At 69.4% G+C, this 16,680-nt stretch carries 13 protein-coding genes and 1 pseudogene; 7 read left to right on the plus strand and 7 right to left on the minus strand.

The genetic code is table 11. The features are described from left to right. Positions 1 to 95 precede the first annotated feature (95 nt). The 3 genes from AB0I18_RS33770 to AB0I18_RS33780 all read right to left on the minus strand — a co-directional run bounded on the left by AB0I18_RS33770 (position 96) and on the right by AB0I18_RS33780 (position 2,934). Positions 96 to 686, minus strand: coding sequence for a hypothetical protein (locus AB0I18_RS33770; protein WP_363109473.1), 591 nt, complete (start codon positions 684 to 686; stop codon positions 96 to 98). Further along, positions 683 to 2,158 (minus strand): HAMP domain-containing sensor histidine kinase, encoded by a 1,476-nt coding sequence (locus AB0I18_RS33775; RefSeq protein ID WP_363109485.1) that lies wholly within the window; start codon positions 2,156 to 2,158, stop codon positions 683 to 685. The genes AB0I18_RS33770 and AB0I18_RS33775 overlap by 4 nt, the downstream gene beginning before the upstream one ends. Before the next feature lie 77 nt (positions 2,159 to 2,235). Then, positions 2,236 to 2,934 (minus strand): response regulator transcription factor, encoded by a 699-nt coding sequence (locus tag AB0I18_RS33780; RefSeq protein ID WP_363109474.1) that lies wholly within the window; start codon positions 2,932 to 2,934, stop codon positions 2,236 to 2,238. A gap of 296 nt (positions 2,935 to 3,230) precedes the next feature. On the opposite strand from AB0I18_RS33780, the gene AB0I18_RS33785 reads away from it, so the two are divergent. The 4 genes from AB0I18_RS33785 (at position 3,231) to AB0I18_RS33800 (ending at position 7,346) form a co-directional block, all read left to right on the plus strand. Further along, entirely contained in the window at positions 3,231 to 4,091 is an 861-nt protein-coding gene (locus AB0I18_RS33785; protein WP_363109475.1) for a DUF3152 domain-containing protein, read from the plus strand. 182 nt (positions 4,092 to 4,273) lie between these two features. Beyond that, the gene (locus AB0I18_RS33790; RefSeq protein WP_363109476.1) at positions 4,274 to 5,626 is read left to right on the plus strand and encodes a pectate lyase; all 1,353 of its coding nucleotides are present in this window, start codon (positions 4,274 to 4,276) and stop codon (positions 5,624 to 5,626) included. 152 nt (positions 5,627 to 5,778) lie between these two features. After that, positions 5,779 to 6,687: a hypothetical protein gene (locus AB0I18_RS33795; RefSeq protein WP_363109477.1), complete on the plus strand. Its 909-nt coding sequence runs from the start codon at positions 5,779 to 5,781 to the stop codon at positions 6,685 to 6,687. 134 nt (positions 6,688 to 6,821) lie between these two features. Further along, positions 6,822 to 7,346 carry a CAP domain-containing protein gene (locus tag AB0I18_RS33800; RefSeq protein ID WP_363109478.1) on the plus strand — a complete coding sequence of 175 codons (525 nt, stop codon included), beginning with the start codon at positions 6,822 to 6,824 and terminating at the stop codon, positions 7,344 to 7,346. A gap of 28 nt (positions 7,347 to 7,374) precedes the next feature. Here AB0I18_RS33800 and AB0I18_RS33805 read toward each other — a convergent pair whose 3' ends face one another. Beyond that, positions 7,375 to 7,824, minus strand: coding sequence for a helix-turn-helix transcriptional regulator (locus AB0I18_RS33805; protein ID WP_363109479.1), 450 nt, complete (start codon positions 7,822 to 7,824; stop codon positions 7,375 to 7,377). A gap of 146 nt (positions 7,825 to 7,970) precedes the next feature. Between AB0I18_RS33805 and AB0I18_RS33810 the strand changes: the two are divergent. Both AB0I18_RS33810 and AB0I18_RS33815 read left to right on the plus strand, forming a co-directional pair. Further along, a pseudogene (locus AB0I18_RS33810) lies at positions 7,971 to 8,294 on the plus strand (anti-sigma factor antagonist); the annotation flags it as partial. 213 nt (positions 8,295 to 8,507) lie between these two features. Then, positions 8,508 to 9,260, plus strand: a complete 753-nt coding sequence (locus AB0I18_RS33815; protein ID WP_363109480.1) for a class E sortase — start codon at positions 8,508 to 8,510, stop codon at positions 9,258 to 9,260. 20 nt (positions 9,261 to 9,280) lie between these two features. Here AB0I18_RS33815 and metG read toward each other — a convergent pair whose 3' ends face one another. After that, complete coding sequence (gene metG / locus AB0I18_RS33820) at positions 9,281 to 10,996, minus strand: methionine--tRNA ligase (RefSeq protein ID WP_363109481.1); 1,716 nt, start codon at positions 10,994 to 10,996, stop codon at positions 9,281 to 9,283. 163 nt (positions 10,997 to 11,159) lie between these two features. Beyond that, the gene (locus AB0I18_RS33825) at positions 11,160 to 12,971 is read right to left on the minus strand and encodes a VWA domain-containing protein (RefSeq protein WP_363109482.1); all 1,812 of its coding nucleotides are present in this window, start codon (positions 12,969 to 12,971) and stop codon (positions 11,160 to 11,162) included. A 246-nt stretch (positions 12,972 to 13,217) separates the two neighbouring features. On the opposite strand from AB0I18_RS33825, the gene AB0I18_RS33830 reads away from it, so the two are divergent. Then, positions 13,218 to 15,302 carry a PhoX family protein gene (locus AB0I18_RS33830; protein ID WP_363109483.1) on the plus strand — a complete coding sequence of 695 codons (2,085 nt, stop codon included), beginning with the start codon at positions 13,218 to 13,220 and terminating at the stop codon, positions 15,300 to 15,302. A 78-nt stretch (positions 15,303 to 15,380) separates the two neighbouring features. Here the strand turns inward: AB0I18_RS33830 and AB0I18_RS33835 are convergent, their stop codons facing one another. Then, complete coding sequence (locus AB0I18_RS33835; RefSeq protein ID WP_363109484.1) at positions 15,381 to 16,397, minus strand: endonuclease/exonuclease/phosphatase family protein; 1,017 nt, start codon at positions 16,395 to 16,397, stop codon at positions 15,381 to 15,383. Positions 16,398 to 16,680: the final 283 nt, after the last annotated feature.

Raw genomic sequence — 16,680 nt, forward strand, 5'->3', positions numbered from 1 at the left:
AAAGCCCCTGACACCCGCCCGGTTCGCCGCGCGCAAGGCCAAGGCCGCGCGCGGCGAACCGGTCAGGTCGAGTCGGCCCCGGTCCCGGCGCCCGTTCAGGTGCTGGACGGTGCAGGGCTCGGGAGCTCTTCCGGGTTCGCGGGGCTCCTCTGGGACGCGCCGATGTCGGCGATTGCGGGGCACCGCTCGGCGGAGCCCTCAGTGCGCCAAGCGGCGCCGGGGGCCGTCACGGTCACCTTCGTCGACGCGGGGTCGGTGTCCGGGGCTTCGAGGAGGAGGGCGGCGGCGGCCGTGCAGATCACTTGGGCGGCAGCCGTCGTGGTCAGCGGTCGGGTGTCCCGGGACAGCTCGACCGACACCCGCGCCCCGTCCGTCCGTACCATCGGAATGGCCGCCACCGGCGGAAGTTCGGTGGTCACGCCCGTGGCGCGCTCTCGGGCCTCCGGCCCCCCGAACAGCATCACCACGGACTTGTCGACACCGATCGGGTCGGAGGTCGGGCGTTGGACGGCGATCAGCGTGCCCGCCCTGACGAAGTAGAGGACCCGGCTCGCCCGGATGCCGGTGGCGCCCTCTCCGGCCTCCACCACCCCGGTCGAGGGGATGCCGCAGGAGGAGAGCAGGAAGGCGGTCGCGAACAGCAGCGCGGGCCGCCGGAACGACCGGTGTGCGGCGGGTCCTCTCATGGCTCCTCCCCCTGCGGAGGCCGTTGTGCGGGCTGATGGGCGGGCCGTCGCAGCGGGAGCTCGACCGTGAACACGGCACCGCCGCCCGGTGCGCGGTTCGCCGCCCGGATCGTGCCGCCGTGCAGCTGGACGTTCTCCGCCGTGATCGAGAGTCCGAGGCCGCTGCCCTCCGTTCTCGTCCGGGCGGTGTCCGACTTGTAGAAGCGGTCGAAGACGTGCGGCAGGACGTCCGCGGGGATGCCCGGCCCGCTGTCCAGCACCTCGATGACCGCGACCGCGCCCCCCGAATCCCCGTACAGACGCAGTTGTACGGGGCGTTCGCCGTGCCGGAGTGCGTTGCCGACCAGGTTGGCGACGACCACGTCGAGGCGGCGCGGGTCGACCCGGCCGCGCAGTTCGCCGGGTGGCGGGAGCCGGGTGTCCACCGTGTCCAGCCAGGCGCGGGAGGCGAGGGTGCGCCGAAGGCACTCGGCGAGGTCGATGTCGTCGAGTTGCAGGCCCGCCGCGCCCGCGTCGAAGCGGGAGATCTCCATCAGGTCGTCCACCAGGCGGGCCAGCTTCACGGTTTCCTCGCTGATGAGCCGTACGGCCGTGGCGGTGTCCCCTTCGAGCCGGCTCACGTCCTCGTCCAGGACGTCGGTGACCGCCGACATCGCGGCCAGCGGGGTGCGCAGCTCGTGCGACACGTCCGCGACGAAGCGGCGGGCGCGGGCCTCCATGCGGCGCAGCTCGGCCACGGACTCCTCCAGCGCGGCGGCGGTCTCGTTGAAGGTGTGCGACAGGTCGGCGAGTTCGTCGGAGCCGTCGACGGCGAGCCGCGTGTCCAGGCGGCCCTCGGCGATCTGGCGGGTGGCCCGCCGCAGTTCCCGTACCGGCCGCAGTACACCGCGGGCGGCCAGCAGGGCGAGCAGGACGGCGAGGCCCAGCGCGGGTATGACGGCGCGTCCGATGGCGGTGACCAGGGCGTCGACGTAACCCTGTTCGCCGGTCTGCGGGACCGCCAGGAAGACGGCGATCCCGGAGGCCGTGCGGTCACCGGTGCCGAAGGTGACCGGCAGGCCGACGACGAGCGAGGAGCGGCCGTCCGTCGTGACCCGCTGGAAGACGGCGGCCCGGCTGGAGCGCACGGCCGACCGCATGTCGGGCGTCAGCTCGTCGAACCCGTCCTGTGGCGCGGAGGCGGCGCGCAGGTCGCGATAGGTGACCAGGACGCGCCAGCTCTGCCCCGGTTCGGCGCGGGCCACCTCGTTGGCGATCCACTCCAGGGCAGCCCGGTCCGGGGGGAAGTCGACCTCGGGGGCGAGGGTGTTGACGCGTTCCCGCAGCCGTTTGATCACGGTGTCCTGGCTCTGCTGGAGCACTCCGGTGCGGGCCTCGCGGAAGGTGAGGGCCCCCGTGGTCAGGGTGGCGACAGCGGCGACGAGCACGAAGGCCACGAGCAGCCGGCCGCGGAGACCGCGCAGGCCGGGCAGGCGACGGAGACGGAGGCCCTTGAGACCACCGGAACCACCGGAACCATCGAGACCGCCGAGACCGGGCAGCGATGTCCTCACCGGGACTGGAACCGGTAGCCGAAGCCGCGCACGGTCTGGATGTAGCGCGGCTGCCCGGCGGGATCGCCCATCTTCGTGCGCAGCCGCTTGACGCAGGCGTCCACCAGCCGTGAGTCGCCGTGGTAGCTGTGCTCCCACACCGCCTCCAGCAGCTGCTGCCGGCTGAAGACCTGGCCGGGCGAGGCGGAGAGGGTCAGCAGGAGCCGCAGTTCGGAGGGGGCGAGGGGGACCGGCACGCCCTGCCGGGCGACGGTCAACCCGGCCCGGTCGATGGCCAGTTCACCGTCCTCGCCGTGCGTCTCGATCTTCGGTATGCCGCCGTCGGCCGGCGGGCCGCCCACTCTGCGCAGAACCGCGCGGATACGGGCGTTCAGTACGCGTGCCTGCACCGGCTTCACGACGTAGTCGTCCGCCCCGGCTTCGAGCCCGACCACGATGTCCGTGTCGTCGCCCCGGGCGGTCGCCATGATGACCGGCACCTGGTCCTCGGCGCGGATCCGGCGGCACACGTCGAGACCGCTGAGGCCGGGCAGCATCAGGTCGAGGACGACGACGTCGGGCCGGAACGACCGCAGCAGGTCAAGCCCCTCCTCACCGGTCCCGGCGGCGGTGACGTCGTGTCCCTGACGGCGCAGTGCGAGCCGGACGCCCTCCCGTACGGCGCGGTCGTCTTCGATGAGCAGGACGCGTGGCATGGGCTCAGTATCCGTACGGGCCAAGGGACTTGAGGCCCGGACGCGGGCAGCCTCGGGAACTGTTACGGGACGATCACACAGGCCGGCCGGGGATCTGGCGTTATGTTTTCGTTATCTGATGAGCCAGAACCCATCACATCTCGTACACAGTCTTGATGACCATGACCAAGATCGCTCGCCGTGCGACAGCATCGCCCTCTCGATCCCGTCGCCGCGTCGGAGGCCCCACGCACGCCGGTGGCGGGCGCCGCCGAAAGAGGCAGGGACCCCTGCTGGGAGGCCTGGCCGCGCTGGCCGTGTTATCCCTGCTGTCCCTCGTCGTCGCGCTGGCCATGAAGGGTACGGGCCCCCTGGCCTCCGGCGCCGACGACGGATCCACGATCGCCGCGCGGCCGTCCCCGCCGACGCCGGAGCGGTCCGCGAAGCCGAGCGGCGACACGGCGGCCGGTCCCGACGGGAAGTCCGGTGGGACGGCCGACGCGGAGGCGAACGAGAAGGGCGACCCGTCCACGGACCCCGCCCCCTCCTCCTCTTCTTCCTCTTCCCCCTCTTCCTCGTCCTCCTCGTCGCGGTCCTCGTCGCCGTCCATCCCGCTGTCGGGTCCCGGCACGTTCACCACCGCCGGTGGTGGGAGCGGGACCGTGGGGAAGGGCAGCCGGCTGCTGCGCTACGAGGTCGTCGTCGAGGACGGTCTGACGCAGTCGGCCGCCGACGTCGCCCGGCAGGTGGAGGGCGTACTCGCCGACCCGCGCGGCTGGACGGCCGACGGCCGGTCGGGGTTCCGGCGCGTCTCCAGCGGTACGTCCGACTTCGTCGTGCGGCTCGCCACACCGGGAACGGTGGACGAGATCTGCGGCCGGTACGGGCTCGACACCGGTGGCGAGGTCAACTGCAGCGTGGGCAAGGACGTCGTGGTCAACCTCAAGCGGTGGCTGCTGGCGACTCCGGTCTACGCCGACGACGTGGACGCCTACCGGGCGCTGATCATCAACCACGAGGTCGGCCACTTCCTCGGCCACGGCCACGTGACCTGCCCCGGCGCGGGCAAGCCGGCCCCGGCGATGATGCAGCAGATCAAGGGCATGCGCGGCTGCGTGCCCAACGTCTGGCCGTACGACTCCAAGGGCCGGCTGATCACCGGCCCGGCGGTGCCCTGAGGTCAACGACCTTTTCTGGACGTCGAGTTGGCCAACAAGTCGGCCATCAAGTCGGCCGAAGAAACCTGGCGACAACCTGGCAACCAATCCGATCGCCGCGACCACACATGAGTCAGAAGCCTCGTTCACGGGAGCTTCACACCTTGCACGTGCCCCACAAGAACCATGTAAGGAACTCATTCGTGGCATCCCCCTCGCACCGTCGGTCCCTCCGTACGCGGCGGACCGCTCTCCTCTCCGCCGCCGCCGTGGCGGCCGCGGGTCTCGGCGCTGTCCCCTTCGTGATGAACGCGAACGCCAACCCCGTCGACCTGGCCCACCAGGCGCTGCCCGCCAAGGACGGCTGGGCGGCTTCCGGCGCCGGTACGACAGGTGGCTCGAAGGCCTCCTCGGCGAATGTCCTCACGGTCTCCACCCGGGCCCAGCTGGTTAAGGCGCTGGGCTCCGCCACCGGCACCACGCCGAAGATCATCAAGGTCAAGGGCACGATCGACGCCAACACGGACGACGCGGGCAAGAAGCTGACCTGCGCGGACTACGCCTCCGGCACGGGTTATTCGCTGGACGCGTACCTGAAGGCGTACGACCCGGCGACGTACGGCAAGAAGGCGCCCTCGGGCACGCAGGAGAAGGCGCGCGCCGCCGCCCAGGCCAAGCAGAAGAAGAACATCGTTTTACGGGTCCCGTCGAACACCACGCTCGTGGGTGTTCCGGGCACCAACGCCGGGATCAAGGGCGGCAGTCTGCTGGTGCAGGACGTGGACAACGTCATCGTCCGCAACCTCTCCCTCACCGCCACCGAGGACTGCTTCCCGCAGTGGGACCCGACGGACGGCTCGTCGGGCGAGTGGAACTCGGCCTACGACTCGGTCACGCTGCGCGGGGCTTCCCATGTCTGGGCGGACCACAACACGTTCAGTGACGCGCCGTTCTTCGACAAGGCCGAGAAGACGTACTTCGGCCGCAAGTACCAGGTCCACGACGGCGCCCTCGACATCACCAACGGCTCGGACCTGGTGACCGTCGAGCGGAACCAGTTCACCAACCACGACAAGACGATGCTGATCGGCAGCAGCGACACCGACAGCGTCGGCAAGCTCCGCGTCTCCATCCACCACAACGTGTGGAAGGGCATCACCCAGCGCGCCCCGCTGGCCCGCATCGGCCAGATCCACCTCTACAACAACCACTACGACACGACCTCCCTCAACGGCTACGAGGCCAAGTACAGCCTCGACTCCCGCGCCAAGGCCCAGGTCGTCGCCGAGCACAACACCTGGACGCTGACGTCCGGCGCGAAGGTCGCCAAGCTCCTGAGCGGCGACGGCACGGGCTCGGTCGCCGGCAGCGGCAACCTCGTCAACGGCGCGGCGACGGACATCGTGGCCGCGTACAACTCCGCGAACTCGTCGAAGAAGCTGAAGACGACGGTGAACTGGAAGCCGACCCTCACGGCGGGCCTCCAGACATCGTCGAAGAGCCTGCCGACGGAGCTGCTGAACTCGACGGGCGCCGGGGTCCTGACCTCGTCCTGAACCGCCTGTTGTTCCTGAACATGTGAGTGGGGCCCGGGACGCCAAGTCCCGGGCCCCACTCACATGCCCTGGAGGACGCGGGCCGGGGTGTGACCTATGTGCCGCATAGCGCGTTGATCGCATCGGACATGGTCGGACAGAAAGGAGAGCTGGTGGTCAGCTCGTCGCACGAGGCACTGCACCGGATCTTCCAGAAGGACCCCGCGCTGCTTACACGAACCCTTCAACGCGTACTGCACATCCCGTTCCCCGAGCCCCGCGACATCGCGATCCTGAACGCGGATCTCACGGAGATCGAGCCGATCGAGCGGCGCGTGGACACGCTGTTGCGGGTGGAGACGGACGAGGGGACGTATCTCCTGGTCGTCGAGGCGCAAGGCAAGAAAGACGAGGCCAAGCGGGGGAGTTGGGCGTACTACCTCTCCTACTTGTATGCGAGGTACGGATGTGAGCCGATCCTGATCGTGTTGACGCAGAGCAGGTCCACCGCTCGCTGGGCGGCACAGCCCATCCGGCTGGGACTGCCCGTCTGGAACTCGCTCACCGTACGGCCGCTGGTCCTCGGCCCGGACAATGTGCCGCTGATCATGGACGAACACGAGGCTGTACGGGACGTGCCGCTCGCCGCCTTCTCGGCGATGACACATGGCAGGGGCCCGCAGGCCGCCGCCATACTGGAGACCCTGGCCGCCGCACTGCAAACCCTCGACCCCGACACCGCGGCGGTCTTCGCGCAGTTCACCGAGTCGTGCCTGGTCGATCCCCAGGCGAAGCAGATCTGGAGGGACCTGATGACGGCGATCAACTACTTCTTCCGGCACGAGGTCGCGGAGAAGGTGCGCGAAGAAGGCCGAGAAGAGGGGCGTGAGGAGGGCCGGCTCGAAGACCGTGCCGAAATGACCCTGAACATCCTGCGGTGGCGCGGTATCCAGGTGCCGGACTCGGTCCGTGAGCGGGTGGAAGCCTGCACCGACATGGACCAGCTCGAAGTCTGGGCGCAGCGAGCGGTCCAGGTGACCGAGGCGACCGCATTGTTCGATGGCGAATCACCCAGCCCCTGACGGCGACGGTCGTCAAGGGCAGCCTTTGGAAAGTCTCTGATGCCGCTCTCGATCCGTGAACTCAGGAATGTGCCTTATTCTCTACTGGCTCGGCGCAGAGGGAATTTCTGAGACGCCTCAGTAAGGGGTTATGAATGGCCACTTTCCGGAATCAGTCCTGGTTGGTTCGGGTATCGTTATTGGCGGTTTCCGCGGGCTTGGTGACTTCAGGGGTGATATCGACCCCCATGGCGTCGGCGGCCGAATCGGCGGCGCTCTCGTCGATGGAGAAGCGGGCATTCGACAACATAAACACGCAACGGGCGGAAAAGGGCTGCGCGGCACTGGTGGTCGACCCGAACCTGCAACAGGCCGCCCATGACTACGCGGTCGAAATGGTGCGGACCGGCAACTTCTCGCACACCTCGGCCACCGGACAGAGCCCCACCGACCGGGCCAAGGCTGCCGGATATAAGGGCGGCGTCGGTGAGAACATCGCGATGGGATTCCGCGATGACCCGAACGGCGTGGTCAACAACGGGACGTACGGGTGGATGAACAGCGCCGGGCACCGCGCGAACATCCTCAACTGCAACTACACCAGGACCGGAATGGGATACGACTCGGGCAATATCGACCCGGCGTACGCCGACGGTTCCTGGGTGCAGGTTTTCGGCTGATACAGGAAAGCCGCGGCGGAACGCTGCCTCACGGCAGGTGGCGTTCCCGGGGAGCGGTCGCGCCCTGCTCCGCCACCCTTCCGATTTTCGCCATGCGGACCAGTGTCGGCCTGGACAACACCTCGCCGATGTCGTGCAGGGCCACGATGAGTTCCTCGATGCCGTCCAGGGGCGTGTCCTTGTCCGCGTGCAGGAGTACGCCCCTGTACTCCTCGGACGAGATCTCCCTCCCGGGCATCTCGATGCGTTCCTCGTCCGTGAGGAACAGGGCCGGCACCGAGGTGTCCAGGGCCAGGGCGATGGCCGTGAGCTCGGTCGCCGTGAAGGCGCGGCCACCCCGTTCGGCCTGGTGGACGGCCTGACGGCTCCAGGGCTTGGCCAGGTACCGGCCCACCGCGTCGCCCAGTTCGGCGAGTGACATCCGCCGCGCCTCCCGGAGGCGTGCGATCTGCCGTCCGATGGCTTCCTCGACTCGCATGCCGCTCCTCATGTCATTCCCCACGATGACATAGCAATATCAGCATTGACATTGCTTGTCGAGCGCCCTAGCGTAATGCCAAGGATTTCTCTGTCAATGCACAGAATGACAGACGGCAAACGGAGGTCGAAGTGCAGCATTTCCATGTGGAATCCGTGGGTGCGGGGGACGGCTGCACCGTCCTCCGTGCCGCGGGCGAGATCGACGTGTACACCGCCCCCAAACTGCGCGAGAAAGTGATCGAGCTGATCGGCAAGGGGACCCTGCACCTCATCGTGGACCTGCGCGGCGTGGAGTTCCTGGACTCGACCGGCCTGGGGACTCTCGTGGGCAGCCTCAAGCGGCTGCTGGCGCGCGAAGGTTCCCTGAACCTGGTGATCACATCCGACAGGATCATCCGGCTCTTCCGCATCACCGGCCTCGTCAAGGTCTTCACGATCCACCCGACGGTCCCGGCGGCCATCACCGCCGACCGCCAGTGGCGGCAGACCTTCGCCGCGCAGGGCCATGACGCCGAGCAATGGTGCCGCGATCACGGACTGCTGTGAGTTCGTCGGTCAGATTCAGATTCCTTGGAAGCTGCTCGCCTGTGGCCGACTCGATACCGCACAGTGGGGAGTGGTTCTGTTCCCTCAGACAACCTCCGGCCAGCGATACCGAGCGCCAGGTCCATGCCCATGCCCATGACCACGCAGTCCCTGTCCCGGTCCCGGTCCCGGTCCCGAGCACGTTCCGTCGCGCTCACGGGCGCCGTCGTCGTCCTGCTCCTCGGCTGTTCCACCGAGAGCGAGCCGGTGACCGCCCCCGCCGGGCCTCAGCGAGATACCTCCCCGGCCGCCTCGGATGCGTCGGCCACGGCATCCCCGTCGGCTCCCGCCGCGCCCTCCGCCGCGGAGCCGACTCCCCGTGAGACCAGCCCCCGGGTCGAGACCGCCTTGCTCACCATCCCGGAGATCGGGCTCAGGGACCTGCGCGTTGTCCCGTACGAGGGGACGACCGACGACTGGCCGGGCACCCGGATCCAGAACCGCGGCGTCGGCGCCAGCCCGTACGGCAGCCGTGGTGGTGTCGGGCCCGGCGAGGTCGGCAACTACCTCGTCACGGCCCACCGCCTCTCCGCGGGCGGGCCCCTGCGCGAGCTTCCCTCCCTCGACGCCGGTGACTCGGTCCGCGTCGCGGCGGGCGGCACGGTCTACACGTACGAGATCACCGGGACCAGGGAGACGTCCTTCCGCTCGGAGCGTTCGCTCGCCGAACAGCGGGCGGCCGTTCCGGGGTTCCCGGGTCAGCGTCCCAGCCGGGCCATGATCACCCTCTCCACCTGCGCGACGCCCGAGGACAACGCGGCCGGGAACTACTGGCGCGACGACAGGGGCAACCCCGAACACCGCATCGACAAGATCGGCGTGCTGACTTCGACACGGCCGAGTTCGTAGGGCTTACGGGGGCGCGGCCGTTACTCCGGTGCGCCGCCGAAGCGCTCCTTGTACGCCTCCAGGTCCTCGTCCGTGATCTTGGCGAAGAGGACCGGGGGGACCGTGAAGGGCGTGCCCACGGGGACCGAGTCCAGTGACCTGGCCTCGTCGGCGGTCACCCAGACCGCCGTGTCGTCGGGCAGGGTGAAGGCCGAGCGCATGGCCTTCGCCGAGGCCGGGATGAAGGGCTCCGAGACCACCGAGTAGAGGTGGATCAGGTTCATCGCCGTACGGAGGGTCAGGGCCGCGCCCTCGGGGTTGGTCTTGATCTCCAGCCAGGGGGCCTTCTCCTCCAGGTAGGAGTTGCCGGCCGACCACAGGGCGCGCAGCGCGGCCGCCGCCTTGCGGAACTGGATGGCCTCCATCTGCTCCTCGTACTCCGCGAGCAGGCGGGCGATCTCCGCGCCCAGCTTCGCCTCCGCCTCGCCGGGCTCGCCGCCCGCCGGGACGTCGTCGCCGAAGCGCTTGCGGGAGAAGGACAGGACGCGGTTGACGAAGTTGCCGAGGGTGTCGGCGAGGTCCTTGTTCACCGTGGCGGTGAAGTGCTCCCAGGTGAAGGAGGAGTCGTCCGACTCGGGGGCGTTCGCCATCATGAAGTAGCGCCAGAAGTCGGCGGGCAGGATCTCCAGCGCGTCGTGCGTGAAGACGCCGCGCCGCTGCGAGGTGGAGAACTTGCCGCCGTAGTAGTTCAGCCAGTTGAAGGCCTTGATGACGTCGACCTTCTTCCACGGCGCGCGGGTGCCCAGCAGGGTCGCCGGGAACATCACGCTGTGGAAGGGCACGTTGTCCTTGCCCATGAACTGCGTGTAGTGGACGTCGCCCTCCGACTCCCACCACCAGGAGCGCCAGTCACGGTTCTCCGGGTCCTTGTCCGCCCACTCCTTCGTCGACCCGATGTACTCGATCGGGGCGTCGAACCAGACGTAGAAGACCTTGCCGTCGGCGGCCAGCTCCGGCCACGTGTCGGCCGGGACCGGGACGCCCCAGTCCAGGTCGCGGGTGATCGCGCGGTCGTGCAGGCCCTCCGTCAGCCACTTGCGGGCGATGGAGGAGGCGAGCACCGGCCAGTTGTCGGCGCGCTCGTCGACCCACGACTCGACCTCGCCGGCGAGCGCCGACTGGAGGAGGAAGAGGTGCTTGGTCTCGCGGATCTCCAGGTCGCTGCTGCCGCTGATGGCGGAGCGCGGCTCGATCAGGTCCGTGGGGTCCAGGACGCGCGTGCAGTTCTCGCACTGGTCGCCGCGGGCCTTGTCGTAACCGCAGTGCGGGCAGGTGCCGATGATGTAGCGGTCCGGGAGGAAACGGCCGTCCGCGACCGAGTACACCTGGCGGATCGCCCGCTCCTCGATGAACCCGTTCGCCTTCAGTTCGCGGGCGATCTCCTGCGTGATGTCGCGGTTCTGCGGGCTGGAACTGCGGCCGAAGTAGTCGAAGGCCAGCTGGAAGCCGTCGTACACGGCCTTCTGCGCGTCGTGCGCCTGGGCACAGAACTCGTCGACCGGGATGCCCTGTTCCTTCGCCGCCAGTTCGGCGGGCGTGCCGTGCTCGTCCGTCGCGCAGATGTACAGGACGTCGTGGCCGCGCTGGCGGAGGTACCGGGAGTACACGTCCGCCGGGAGCATGGACCCCACCATGTTGCCCAGGTGCTTGATCCCGTTGATGTACGGAAGGGCGCTGGTGATGAGGTGTCGAGCCATTGCGGGCTGCTCCCGAGTCGGTACGTGGGGTGACGGTTTCGTTTCTTCGTACTTCGACCTTCGACCGTCTACGAACCTTGAAATCGTAGCCGACATGGGTGGGCCGCCCGCTCCCCGTTTTACGGGGTGAGCAGCGGGCGGCCTCGGGTGGTCTCTGCGGGGTTTACGGGCGCCAGTTCGCCAGTACGCCCTCGTAGACCTCCGCGTCGGTGAGTTCGCGCGGGGTCGGGCCCGCGGGGAAGAAGGCCGTGTTCTCCGTCTTCAGCTTGCGGAGGTAGTCGAAGGCCTTGTTGTCCGGCTCACCGAAGGCGACGAAGGAGAAGAAGAGGGCGGGGTGGTTCTTCGCCGCGTCCGTCAGGGCCTGGGTGGCGGGGGTCTTGGCGTCCGGGGCGCCGTCCGTCTGGAAGATCACCAGGGCGGGGTCGGTGGTGCCGGACTTCTCGTAGTGGGCGATCACTTCTTCCACGGCCGCGTGGTAGCTCGTACGGCCCATGCGGCCGAGGGTGCCGTGGAGTTCGTCGATCTTGTTCTCGTGCTCGGTGAGGGTGAGCTCGCCGGTGCCGTCCAGTTCGGTGGAGAAGAAGACGACGTGCACGGTCGCCTCCGGGTCGAGGTGGGCGGCGAGGGCGAGGGACTGCTCGCCGAGGGCCTGGGCGGAGCCGTCCTTGTAGTACGGGCGCATCGAGGCGGAGCGGTCCAGGACGAGGTAGACCTTGGCGCGGGTGCCGTTGCCTCCGGCGGTGGTGAGGTTGTGTTTGGTGAGGGCGTCGGCGGCGGCGTTGTAGGCGGTGAGTAGGCCGGGGGCGTGGGATTCGACGTTGGCGAGGGCTGGGGCGGGAGCGGGCTTGTCGGCCTCGGCTTCGCCTTCGGCCCCGTCGTTGTTCCCACCCGCACCACCCGTGACGCTCTCGTCGTCGACTGCGGGTGGCCCCTGTGGGGCCTCGTCACCGTCGGCGACCGCGGGCTCGTTCGCTTGCGCGGCGACGGGTTCGGGCTGTGCGGTGATGGGCTCGGCGTTCGCGGCGGCGGGCTCGGGTTCGGCCTGCGCGGTGGCGGGCTCGGGCTCGACGGTCGCGGCGGCGATCGGCTCCGCCTCCGCCTCCGCCTCCGCCTCCGCCTCAACTTCGGCTTCCGCCTTCGCCGCCGGGGTCTCCTCGACCACGGACTTCGGCTCCGGCGCGACCTCGGCCTCGGCCTCGGCTTCGGGCTCGCGGGCGGCCTCCGCGACGGGCTCGGGCTCGGGCTCGACAACCGGCTCGGCTTCCACCACGGGCTCGGGCGCCGACTCGGGGGCGACCTCGGCGACCGGTTCGGACTCGACAACCGGCTCGGCTTCCACCACGGGCTCGGGCGCCGGTTCGGGGGCGGCCTCGGCGACCGGTTCGGGCTCGGGCTCGATGACCGGTTCCGGCTCCACCACGGGCTCCGGCTTGGTCTCGGCGACGGGCTCGGGCTCTGCAATCGTCTCCGGCTCGGGGGCGATCTCGACGACCGGCTCCGGCTCGGGCGTGACCTCCGCGACAGGCTCCGGCTCGGGCGTGACCTCCGCGACAGGCTCCGGCTCAGGCTCCGGAGTTGCGGTGGCGGCAACCGGTTCGGGCTCGGGTGCTGTCTCCGGCTCCGGGGTCTTGTCGGTGGCGGACACGGTAACGGGCTCGGCCGGGGCCGCGGCCGCGGCCTTCGGCGTCGTCGCCAAAGGCATCTGCTTCGGGACCGTCACGTTGTCGAACGCCGCCGAAACCAGCTCGTCCACCACGGAGCCCTTGGACGCCTTGGACGACTCCGATGTCTTGGGTTCGGTGGCGGGAGCCGCCGGCGCCGGTACCGAAACCTTCGGCTCGGCTGCCGCGGGCACAGGCGTGGGCTCGGGAGCCGTCTCCTGCCGGGCAGACGGCACGCTCGGCTCAGCCACCGCGGTGGCGTCCCCCTTGCGTGACTTTCCAAACGCGTTCCGCAGGAGGTTGAGAATGCCCATGTGCGCAACCCTTCGCATGAGTTGGTTCCGTCAATCCCTGGCCAGGACGGACACGTAAGGTTAGCCGCAGGATTTGACGATCTTCGGCAGGGTCGGTTTCGGTCCTGAACTTAGGTATCCCTTACCTTCCCTTTGCCTGGACTCCCCTGCGGACGCCGGGGGTTCACCTCTCGTTCACCTCATGGCTGCGCCCTCGCACTCGCGTGCCCCTAGCGTCACGCTCGACACAGACATAGGGGAGGGAACGTGCGCAACCTGCTGCCTCTGATCGGCTCGACCGGCTCACACCCGGGCGGACGATCCGCGATGACCTGCCGGTACCGCTGTGGTGACGCCTGCTTCCACGAGGTGCCCAACACCAGCGCCAACGAATACGTCGGCGACGTCATCGCCGGGGCGCTCAGCCGTCGTTCCATGATGCGCGCCGCCGCCGTGGTGACGGTCTCCACCGCCGCCGGAAGCGCCGTCGTCGGTGCGGGCGCGGCCCCGGCCGCCGCCCAGAGCGCCGACGCCGCTCCGGCCGCGGCCCCGGCGGCGTACACGAAGGGCAAGGCCGCCCGCGGTCTGCGCTTCACGCCGGTCGCGCCCAACACGGCCGACGCCGTGACCGTCCCCGAGGGCTACAACCAGAACGTGGTCATCCGCTGGGGCGAGCCCATCCTGCGCGGCGCCCCCGCCTTCGACCCGGACAAGCAGACCGCGAAGGCGCAGGCGGGCCAGTTCGGCTACAACTGCGACTTCCTCGCCCTGCTCCCGCTGCCGGGCGAGCGCGGCCGGCAGGTGCTCGTGGCGAACCACGAGTACACCGACGAGATCCTGATGTTCAAGGGATACGACGCCGCCAACCCGACCCGCGAGCAGGCCGAGATCGCCTGGGCGGCGCACGGCTTCTCCGTCGTCGTGGTGGAGGAGGACCGGAAGAGCGGCAAGCTCACCCCCGTACCCCGCCACCACCTCAACCGCCGCGTCACCGCGACGAGCGAGTTCAGGATCACGGGTCCGGCCGCCGGGTCCGATCTGCTCAAGACCTCCGTCGACCCGACCGGCACGAAGGCGCTCGGCACGCTCAACAACTGCGCCGGCGGCGAGACCCCCTGGGGCACGACGCTGCACGGCGAGGAGAACTTCAACCAGTACTTCGCCAACAGCAGCCGCGCGACCGACAAGCGGTACGGCATCGGCACCGGCGCCACCGAGCGCAAGTGGGAGCGTTTCGACAAGCGCTTCGACGTCGCCCAGGAGCCGAACGAGGTGCACCGCTTCGGCTACATCGTCGAGCTGGACCCGTACGACCCCACCTCGACGCCCCGCAAGCGCACCGCGCTCGGCCGCTTCAAGCACGAGGGCGCGACCATCCGCCTCACGGACGACGGCCGCCCGGTCGCCTACACCGGCGACGACGAGCGCTTCGACTACCTGTACAAGTTCGTCGGCAGCAAGCGGATGCGGCACGGCCACAGCCGGTCCGCCCGCGAGCACAACATGACCCTCCTCGACGAGGGCACGCTGTACGTCGCCAAGTTCACCGGTGACTCCCCGGCGACCGAGATCGACGGCACGGGCAAGCTGCCGTCGGACGGTGAGTTCGACGGCGGTGGTACGTGGATTCCGCTGGCCACCGCCACCGCGAAGGGTGCCGTCTCGCACGTCGAGGGTATGACGGCGGACGAGGTCTTCGTCTTCACGCGGCTCGCCGGTGACAAGGTCGGCGCCACGAAGATGGACCGCCCCGAGGACGTCCAGCCCTCGCCGCACTCCGGCAAGGTGTACGTCGCCCTCACGAACAACTCCAACCGCGGTGTCGGTACGAACGCCAAGGCCGACGAGGCCAACCCGCGCAACGCCAACAAGCACGGGCACGTCCTCGAACTCACCGAGCGCTGGAACCGTGCCGACGCCAAGACCTTCGCCTGGTCGCTGTTCCTCGTCGCGGGTGACCCGGCCGACCCGGCCACGTACTTCGCGGGCTTCCCGAAGGACAAGGTCAGCCCGATCTCCTGCCCCGACAACGTGGCCTTCGACCCGTACGGCAACCTGTGGATCTCCACCGATGGTGCCCAACTCGGTTACCACGACGGCCTGTTCGGCGTCGCGACCAAGGGGGACCGGCGCGGTGAGCTGAAGCAGTTCCTGACCATGCCGAAGGGCGCCGAGACCTGCGGCCCGATCGTCCAGGACCGCCGCGTCGTCGTGGCGGTGCAGCACCCGGGCGAGATCGACGGCGCGACCGTCGAGAAGCCGGCGAGCGCGTGGCCCGACGGCCCCGGGAAGATGGTCCGCCCGTCCGTCGTCGCGGTGTGGCGCAAGGACGGATGCGACATCGGCGTCTGAGCCGCGGTCGTACTTGCGTTTGTCCTTGTATGTGGGCAGGGGGCGCCTTCCTTCGGGGAGGCGCCCCCTGCCTTTGTCCTACGGGCTCTTGTGGAGGGTCAGGTCCACGACGAGGGTCCTGTGGTCCGTGTTCTCCAGGTCCAGGAAGCGGGTCCTGTTGGCCGAGAAGTCCCGGGACACGAGGACGTGGTCGATCTGGGTGCCGAGGATCGGGGACGTCCGGGAGGGCCAGGTCGGGGTGCGGGTGTCGCCGGTGAGGCGGGCGCTGTCTCTGAGCCCCGTGTCCAGGATGCGGCGGAAGGCCGCGTGGTCCTGGGTGGCGTTGAAGTCGCCGGCCACGATGGTGGGGGCCGTTCTGTTCGCGGCGGCGTAGTCGCGCAGGGCGGTGAGTTCCCTGCGCCAGGTGCCGAGGTGGGCCGGGAGCGGGGGCATGGGGTGGGCCAGTTGGAGGCGGACCTCCAGGCCCGCCACCTCGGCCGTGGCGCCGGGCATGCCCATGGTGGCCGGGATGCCGGCCGTCGGCTTGAGCGGGTGGCGGCTGAGGATGACGGAACCGTCCGAGCCCGCGCCCTCGACCGCCTGCCGGTAGGGGTACGGGTTCTTCCCGTCCGCCCCGAAGGCCTGCTTCAGCTTGTCGTCGCAGGTGTACGTGCACTCCTGGACGAAGACGAGGTCGGGGCGCTGCTCTGTGACGGCCTCGATGAGCTCGTCCGTGGCCTGGCCGAACTCGACGTTCGAGGTGAGTACGCGGAGTTCGGTGACCGGGGTGCCGGTGGCTTCCGTGGTCTTTCCGTACGGCTCCATGTGCCAGGCGATCGCGGCGAGGGCGGCCACGCTCCAGGCCAGGCCGGTGCGCCAGCGGGTTAGCGCGGCGAAGAGGAGGGCGACGGCGGTGGGGGCCAGTAGCCAGGGGAGGAAGGCGAGTAGTTGGGGGACGGGGGTGATGGCGTCGGTGTCGGCGATTCGGCAGCCGACGATGACGCTCACGGTGGTGAGCAGGAGGCCGGCGAACCAGGTGGCGGCTCTTGGGCCGCCGGGGCCTGACCTGGGGGTGTCGTCGGTCCACTCGTCGGTCTCAGCCGTCGCACTGCCCAAGGTCGCCCCTTCCCTCTGCGTGGATCCTCTCTCAAAGACGGGGGTTTTGGGCGGCGGGTTGTGTTCTTGTACGTGTGTCTGCGGGTTCGGTGGGGGCTGGTCGCGCCCACGCGGCGGAGCCGCACAATGTCACAGCCTCGCGCCCCTGGGTGTGTGGGTGGGCGGTGCCGCGACGGGGTGTCCGATCGCCGCTCTGGGATATTCGGTCATGGCATGTTGCCGCGGCGATCGGACACCCCGACACGACCCCTCACGCCGGAAGGCCGAGAGCGGAAAAGCGTCG

It is taken from the genome of Streptomyces sp. NPDC050704 (assembly GCF_040654355.1).
In the GTDB taxonomy this organism is placed as follows: domain Bacteria; phylum Actinomycetota; class Actinomycetes; order Streptomycetales; family Streptomycetaceae; genus Streptomyces.